Genomic DNA, 7,094 nt, shown 5'->3' with positions numbered 1-7,094 from the left:
CGGGCCGCGTCGCCATGTGCCACTGGGCGTACCGCTGTCCACAGGGTGTGGACAGACTCGCGCGCGCCCATGACACGATCGGCCCGTGAGCACGTCCAGCACCGTCGACCGCGCCTTCCGGGCCGCCCTCTACTCCGCCACCGCCACCGGAGTCCATGACGAGGCCCTCGACACCGGCGCCTCCCTGCTCGCGGCCGACCCTGCCGTGGACGCCGAACTCGCCCGGCGCGGCGGGGAGTTCGTCGCAACCGCCTGGCGGCGCGGCTGGCAGCCCGCCGATGTCGTACGGATCGTGCGGCGGGAGCTCGACGAGGTCCACGTACGGCTCGTGGCGGCGCTGATCCGCGCGCAGGCCGCCGAAGACCGTCCGCGCGGCCGGCGCTGGGCCGCCCAGCTCGACGAGCTGACCCACGCGGAACCGCCCCGTACCGACCGCTTCTCGTACGCCACCGCCGTGCTGGAGCTGTACCGCCTGCTGCTGCGGCTGCCCGCGCTCGAGACCCTGGACGCCTCCACCGGGCCCGTACCCGCCGCACGGCGGAGCGACGGCGAGTCCCGCATGCTGGGCCGGATCCGCGCGCTGCTCGCCAAGGCGGAGGCGACCGGCTACCCGGAGGAGGCCGAGGCCCTGAGCGCGAAGGCGCAGGAACTGATGGCCCGGCACAGCGTCGACGAGGCGCTGCTCGCTGCCCGTGCCCCGTCACCCGACGCCCCCGGCGCCTGCCGGATCGGCGTGGAGCCGCCGTACGAGCAGGCCAAGGCCGTCCTGCTGGACGCCGTCGCCACCGCCAACCACTGCCGCGCCGTGTGGAACGAACCCCTCGGCTTCTCCACCGTCGTCGGCTTCGAGGCCGACCTGGAAGCGGTCGAGCTGCTGTACACCTCGCTGCTCGTCCAGGCCACGGCCGCGATGACCAGGGCGGAGGCGGCGCAGAGAGCGGGCGGGCGCAAGCGGACCAAGACCTTCCGGCAGTCCTTCCTCGCCGCCTACGCCCACCGCATCGGCACCCGGCTCGCGGCTGCCGCCGAGACCCAGGTGACCGACGACCTCCTCCCCGTCCTGGCGAGCCGGGACGTCGCGGTCACCGACCGGCTGGAGCGCATGTTCCCGGAGACGACCACCACCCGCCTGCGCGGGGTGAACGACGTGGCGGGCTGGGCGGAGGGCGCACAGGCGGCGGACCGGGCGCAGGTGAAGTCACGCCGCCCGCTGAGCTGAGCCCTCGTGAGCCCGCGAGACCCGGTCGGCCGGCCCGGCCGACCGGAAATCGGCTCGGTCCGCGGCCACCAGGTCCCTGGCCTGTTCACTCCGCGGCCGGCTCGTCCCCGGGCGTCCTCACTCCGCGGCCGGCTTCACGCCGCGGCCGACGCGGTCCGCGGCCCGCTCAGCCAGGGGCCGGCTCACCCGGTGCCCCCTCAGCCAGAGGCCCGCTCGCCCGGCGGCCCGTTCAGCCAGGGGCCGGCTGAGTCCGCGGCGGACTCAGCCCCCGGCCGGCTCAGTCCCGGCCGGGCGAAACCCGCTCAATCAGCCCCCGGCCGGCGCAACCGGCCACGCCCCGGCGGGGCGCGAACCGCCTCAGTCCCGGCCGGGCGGAACCCGCTCAGTCAGCCCCCGGCCGGCGCAACCGGCCACGCCCCGGCGGGGCGCGAACCGCCTCAGTCTCGGCCGGATGCGAGCCTGTTCAGCCGGTCCCGGCGGGGCGCGAACCGCCTCAGTCTCGGCCGGATGCGAGCCCGTTCGGCCGGTCCCGGCCGGGCGCGAACGCCCTCAGTCCCCGGCCTGCTGGAAGGCCGTCACCGACGCGTCCGGGTCGCCCGCGGCCTTCTTGCCCTGCACCGGGCCGTACGACCACGTGAAGCTCCGGGGCTCGGACGCGGCGCCGGGCAGGCCGATCTTCAGCGAGGTCGCCGCCAGGCTCTTGCCGTCGCCCTCCTTGCCCCGCACGTAGGTCAGGGTGAAGGTCGCCGTGTCCCCCTTGGACAGGGTTAGTTTCTGCGGGGCGCCGGTCTTGTCCTCCGCCACGTTCGCTGAGGTGCTCCCGGCGGACAGGGTGACGCCCGGGAAGCCGTCCAGGGTGCACCGGGCACCCCGGTTGGTGAGTGTGACCGGCACGTTGCCGGTGTCCCCGGCGGCGGGTGCGGCATTGGCGGGGCCGACCTGCAGCCCGACCTCGCCGATCCGGCAGGCGGTGGCGTCTGTGTTCTTGCTCCCGGTGTTGTTGCTCCCGGTGTCCTTGCCGCTGCTGTCGCTGCCGCCGCCGCTGTCGCAGGCGGTGAGCAGGAGGGCCGCGGCGAGGGCGGTGACGGTGATCGGAATGGCGCGCATGAGCTTCCTTGGGTCGTGACGATGCTCAAGGATCATCACGTACGAGCAGGCGGAACGGTTGCCCGTCCCACCACGGGCCTTACGCGAACGTCAGGAGCCGAGGCTCGCCGTGGGGAGCCCCGAGGGTAGCGCCGCGCCCTCGGACCGGGTGTAGGTCTCCCTGCCGAGACCACCCTCCCAGGTCACCCGAAGAGTGGTCTTGTTGACGGAGTCCACCGTGCCTGTCGTACGCGCCTTGCACGCGCGGAGGTGGATCACGTCCTTCCCCGACTCCTCCCTCCTGGTTCCGGTGCACGTGGTCCGGTCGGTGGAGAACAGCGCCGCCTGATCCCCGGTGATCATCAGGACCACCGCCTTGCCGCCGCTGGTGGCGAGCCAACTGCCGGTCAGCTCGCCGCCCTTGGCCGTCGTACCACCGGTCCCGCTCCCGCCGCCGGTGCCGCTCGTTCCGGCGCTGTCGCCGGCGGTCGCGGAGGTGGACGCGCCGGGGGTGGCTGAGGTGCTGTGCCCGGACCCCGAACCGGAGCCGCTGTCGCACGCGGTCAGCGCGAGCGCGCCGAGCAGTCCGGCGGCCGCGACCCGCGCCGCCCTGGCCGTCGTGTTCACCGTGGTCACTGCAAGCCCCCAACATGGAACCGGCCGGCCGCACCGCGGCCTTATGACCGCAGAAAGCTACCAGGAAGTACAGCGATCACCGATGAGATCTTCATCGCGCTGATCCCGTCCACCGGGCTCTTGCGTGAATGTTGGAACAAGAAGGCCGCGCCGTGCGTCTCTTTCTTGTGCGCGAGGGATTTCGATCCGGGCAAAGCCGCGCGGACGGCGGCGCGAAAGATCACGAACGAGGGCCGACGAGCGCATGTCCTGCCAGTTCCTGGGCAGGTGCTCGAACAGCCTCGGTAAAACACGCGTCAAAGCTGTAACCGCCGAAGCACTCCGCGTGCACGTGCATCTGCTCATGCAAGTGCACATGAACAAGGTTATGATCCGGGTTCAGTTGACCGATGCATCAATGGCCACACCAGCCAGTGCACCACCGGGGAGCGACCTGTGGACCACGACGTTGAGGGCGTGTACGAGGAGTACGACGTGTACAACGGCATGGCGGCCGCGCTGCTGCACGATGTGGCCTGGCAGAAGAGCCGGTACAGCAATTCGCAGGGCTCCTGCGTGGAGTTCGCGCGGCTGCCGGGCGGAGAGGTGGCCGTGCGCAACTCGCGTTTTCCCGACGGTCCGGCGCTCGTCTACACGCGCGCGGAGATCGAGGCGATGCTACTGGGCATCAAGGACGGCGAGTTCGACCATCTGATCGCGAGCTGATCCACCGCCGCTCTCGTGGTTCGCGCGGGGTGAAGGGCGGATGACGGCGTGTAACGCGCGTAGAACCGCGGCGTCGGAAAGCGCCGCGGTTCTTCACCCGGAGGGCCGGAACCGGAACAGCGCCCAGACGACCTTGCCGCCCAGGCCGCCGGCCAGCGGGTGCCAGCCCCAGCTGTCGCTGAAGGAGTCGACGAGGAACAGGCCGCGGCCCGACTCGGCGGAGAAGTCGTCCGTGGCGCGGGCGACCGGGCTGTCCTGGCTGGGGTCGCGCACGGCGCACACCAGCCGCTCGGTCCAGTGCATCAGGTGCAACCGCACCGGCGGGGCCTGATCGAGCGGATGCCGCCCCGACGGGCCCTGCCCCGGCGATCCGGGTGAGACCGGACCCTGCCTCGACGAACCCGGCTCCGAAGGACCCTGGCCCGACGGGCCCTGCTGCTCGCACACGCGCGTGGCGGACGCGGCCGGCACCGCATGTCGCAGGGCGTTGGTGACGAGTTCGGAGACCACCAGGCAGACGTCGTCGAAGCGGTCGCTCAGCTCCCACTCGTCGAGCGTCCTGCGGGTGAAACGTCTGGCCTCGCGAACGGCGTCGTAGCGGGCGGGAAGGGCGCAGGAGGCGGCGTCGGACGCTGCCGCGGGATCCAGCGGCGGAAGGCCCTGCCGTAACGGCTCGAGCATGGTCGATCCATTCGTCCCCATGCGAGGCACTCCCGGGAAATCGCGATGTTGCGATGCGGTGGTCGTGGCGATGCAGCGGTGGCGCGGGACCATGGTTTCGGATGCGAACAGCAGATGCAAGGGCAGATGCACGTGCATCGGACCGAATTGGACCCTCCCGTACCGCTTACTGGCCATTTTTTCCGCCATCTTCTCGTCCGCCGTATGCCTCCTTCTTGCCTCCGGCTGCGCGCTTTCTTTGATCTCTCTCCGTTTCCGTAATCATGCGAGTACTGCTCGGAGTGATTTAGTGGCAGACTGCGGCCCCTGAAGACGGTTGGGGAGGCTGGCGAACGTGAGCGCGGGAGAGCCCGGATCGGTGGTGCGGCGCATGCTGCTCGGCTCGCAACTCAGGCGGCTGCGGGAAGCACGGGGGATCACGCGCGAGGCGGCGGGGTACTCGATCCGCGCCTCGGAGTCGAAGATCAGCCGGATGGAGTTGGGCCGGGTGAGCTTCAAAACGCGCGATGTGGAAGACCTCTTGACCCTGTACGGCATCACGGACGAGACGGAGCGAACCTCGCTCCTCTCGCTCGCCAGAGAAGCCAACGTCGCGGGCTGGTGGCACAGTTACACCGATGTCCTACCCAACTGGTTCCCCACCTATGTCGGTCTTGAGGGCGCGGCGTCGCTGATCCGCGTCTACGAGGTGCAGTTCGTGCACGGGCTGCTGCAGACCGAGGCCTACGCCCGCGCGGTGGTCCGGCGTGGCATGCAGGGCGCCGACGAGGCCGACGTGGAGCGGCGGGTGGCGCTGCGTCTGGAGCGGCAGAAGTACCTCGTCTCCGAGAACGCACCGGAGCTGCACATCGTCCTGGACGAGGCCGCCCTGCGCCGCCCGTACGGCGACCGCGAGGTGATGCGCGGCCAGCTCCAGCACCTGATCGACATCTCCGAGCGGCCCAACGTGCGGCTGCAGGTCATGCCGTTCGGCTTCGGCGGGCACGCCGGCGAGTCCGGCGCCTTCACCATCCTCAGCTTCCCCGAGTCCGACCTGTCGGACGTCGTCTACCTGGAGCAGCTGACCAGCGCCCTCTACCTGGACAAACGCGAGGACGTCACGCAGTACGAGAAGGCGCTCAAGGAACTGCAGCAGGACAGCCCCGGACCGGACGAGAGCCGGGACCTGCTGCGCGGGCTGCTGCAGCTCTCCTAGTTCCCCGCAACCTGCTGCGTCCGCACGTACGATGACGTCTCATCAGACAGCGCGCCTGGGATGCGAGGGATCACATGTCGTCCTACTTCACCGGCCTGGCCCAGCAGTACATCGACGGCGAGTGGCGTCCAGGCACCGGCTCCTGGGACATCATCGACGTCAACCCGTACGACGACGAGAAGCTGGCCTCGATCACCATAGCCACGGCCGACGAGGTGGATCAGGCCTACCGGGCGGCCGCCCGCGCCCAGAAGAAGTGGGCCGCGACCAACCCCTACGCCCGCCGCGCGGTCATGGAGAAGGCGCTGCGCCTGGTCGAGGAGCGCGAGCAGGAGATCACCGAGGTGATCATCGCTGAGCTGGGCGGCACCCACCTCAAGGCGGCCTTCGAGCTCCACCTGGTCAAGGAGTTCCTGCGCGAGTCGGTCCACCTGACGCTGCGCCCGGAGGGGAAGATCCTCCCCTCGCCGGGCGAGGGCAAGGAGAACCGGGTCTACCGCGTTCCGGTCGGTGTCGTGGGTGTGATCAGCCCGTTCAACTTCCCCTTCCTGCTGTCTATCAAGTCGGTCGCGCCCGCCCTCGCGCTCGGCAACGCCGTGGTGCTCAAGCCGCACCAGGACACACCGATCGCCGGCGGCACCCTGGTCGCGAAGATCTTCGAGGACGCGGGGCTGCCGGGCGGTCTGCTCAACATCGTTGTCACGGACATAGCGGAGATCAGCGACGCCTTCCTGGAGCACCCGGTCCCCAGGGTCATCTCCTTCACCGGCTCCGACCAGATCGGCCGGCACGTCGCCACCGTCTGCGCCGCGAACTTCAAGCGCTCGGTCCTCGAACTGGGCGGCAACAGCGCGATCGTGGTCCTGGACGACGCCGACCTCGACTACGCGGTCGACGCGGCCGTCTTCAGCCGGTACGTCCACCAGGGTCAGGTCTGCATGGCCGCGAACCGCGTCCTCATGGACCGCTCGGTCGCCGAGGAGTTCACGGAGAAGTTCGTCGCCAAGGTGAAGTCGCTGAAGGTCGGCGACCCGCGCGACCCGCAGACGGTCATCGGCCCGGTCATCAACTCCGCCCAGGCGAGCGTCGTGTCGGGGGCGGTGGAGCAGGCCATGGCCGAGGGAGCCACCGCCCTGGTGCGCGGCACCACCGCGGGCAACCTGGTCTCCCCCTCCGTCCTGACGGACGTGCCCGCCGACTCCGCCCTGCTGAGGCAGGAGGTGTTCGGCCCGGTCGCCTTCCTCATCCCCTTCGACGGCGAGGAGGAGGCGGTCCGCATCGTCAACGACACCCCGTACGGGCTCAGCGGTGCCGTGCACACGGCGGACATCGAGCGCGGTGTCGCCTTCGCCAAGCAGATCGACACCGGCATGTTCCACGTGAACGACGGCACCGTCCACGACGAGCCGCTGGTTCCCTTCGGCGGCGAGAAGCACTCCGGGATCGGCCGCCTGAACGGCGAGACGACGGTGGACGCCTTCACCACGGTGAAGTGGATCTCGGTGCAGCACGGCAGGAGCGGGTTCCCCTTCTGACCCGCCGCGCACCCGGATGGACCTTGCCCGTGCTGCG

General features: G+C 70.5%; 7 protein-coding genes. 4 read left to right on the top strand and 3 right to left on the bottom strand.

Going from position 1 to position 7,094, the window contains the following annotated elements:
* Positions 1-85 precede the first annotated feature (85 nt).
* A complete protein-coding gene (locus BZY54_RS23145; RefSeq protein WP_086727249.1) occupies positions 86-1,219 on the top strand; it encodes a DUF2786 domain-containing protein in 1,134 nt (377 codons plus the stop codon).
* A 549-nt stretch (positions 1,220-1,768) separates the two neighbouring features.
* Here the strand turns inward: BZY54_RS23145 and BZY54_RS23140 are convergent.
* Positions 1,769-2,326, bottom strand: coding sequence for a DUF4232 domain-containing protein (locus tag BZY54_RS23140; RefSeq protein WP_086727248.1), 558 nt, complete (start codon positions 2,324-2,326; stop codon positions 1,769-1,771).
* Between the two features lie 90 nt (positions 2,327-2,416).
* Positions 2,417-2,932 (bottom strand): hypothetical protein, encoded by a 516-nt coding sequence (locus BZY54_RS23135; RefSeq protein WP_086727254.1) that lies wholly within the window; start codon positions 2,930-2,932, stop codon positions 2,417-2,419.
* Between the two features lie 444 nt (positions 2,933-3,376).
* On the opposite strand from BZY54_RS23135, the gene BZY54_RS23130 reads away from it, so the two are divergent.
* Entirely contained in the window at positions 3,377-3,646 is a 270-nt protein-coding gene (locus BZY54_RS23130) for a DUF397 domain-containing protein (protein WP_167414048.1), read from the top strand.
* Positions 3,647-3,739: 93 nt separating this feature from the next.
* Here the strand turns inward: BZY54_RS23130 and BZY54_RS23125 are convergent, their stop codons facing one another.
* Positions 3,740-4,327 (bottom strand): ATP-binding protein, encoded by a 588-nt coding sequence (locus BZY54_RS23125; protein ID WP_086727247.1) that lies wholly within the window; start codon positions 4,325-4,327, stop codon positions 3,740-3,742.
* 370 nt (positions 4,328-4,697) lie between these two features.
* On the opposite strand from BZY54_RS23125, the gene BZY54_RS23115 reads away from it, so the two are divergent.
* Entirely contained in the window at positions 4,698-5,522 is an 825-nt protein-coding gene (locus BZY54_RS23115) for a helix-turn-helix domain-containing protein (protein ID WP_086727252.1), read from the top strand.
* Between the two features lie 74 nt (positions 5,523-5,596).
* Positions 5,597-7,057, top strand: a complete 1,461-nt coding sequence (locus tag BZY54_RS23110; RefSeq protein ID WP_086727246.1) for an aldehyde dehydrogenase family protein — start codon at positions 5,597-5,599, stop codon at positions 7,055-7,057.
* Positions 7,058-7,094 lie beyond the last annotated feature (37 nt).

It is taken from the genome of Streptomyces carpinensis, from assembly GCF_002154505.1.
In the GTDB taxonomy this organism is placed as follows: domain Bacteria; phylum Actinomycetota; class Actinomycetes; order Streptomycetales; family Streptomycetaceae; genus Streptomyces; species Streptomyces carpinensis.
This window is presented reverse-complemented; position numbering and strand designations above follow the sequence as displayed.

What these genes read in the sequence shown, in the direction of transcription:
- BZY54_RS23140 (WP_086727248.1), bottom strand. Translation starts at nt 2,326, where the DNA reads ATGCGCGCCATTCCGATCACCGTCACCGCCCTCGCCGCGGCCCTCCTG.
- BZY54_RS23125 (WP_086727247.1), bottom strand. Translation starts at nt 4,327, where the DNA reads ATGCTCGAGCCGTTACGGCAGGGCCTTCCGCCGCTGGATCCCGCGGCA.
- BZY54_RS23115 (WP_086727252.1), top strand. Translation starts at nt 4,698, where the DNA reads ATGCTGCTCGGCTCGCAACTCAGGCGGCTGCGGGAAGCACGGGGGATC.
- BZY54_RS23110 (WP_086727246.1), top strand. Translation starts at nt 5,597, where the DNA reads ATGTCGTCCTACTTCACCGGCCTGGCCCAGCAGTACATCGACGGCGAG.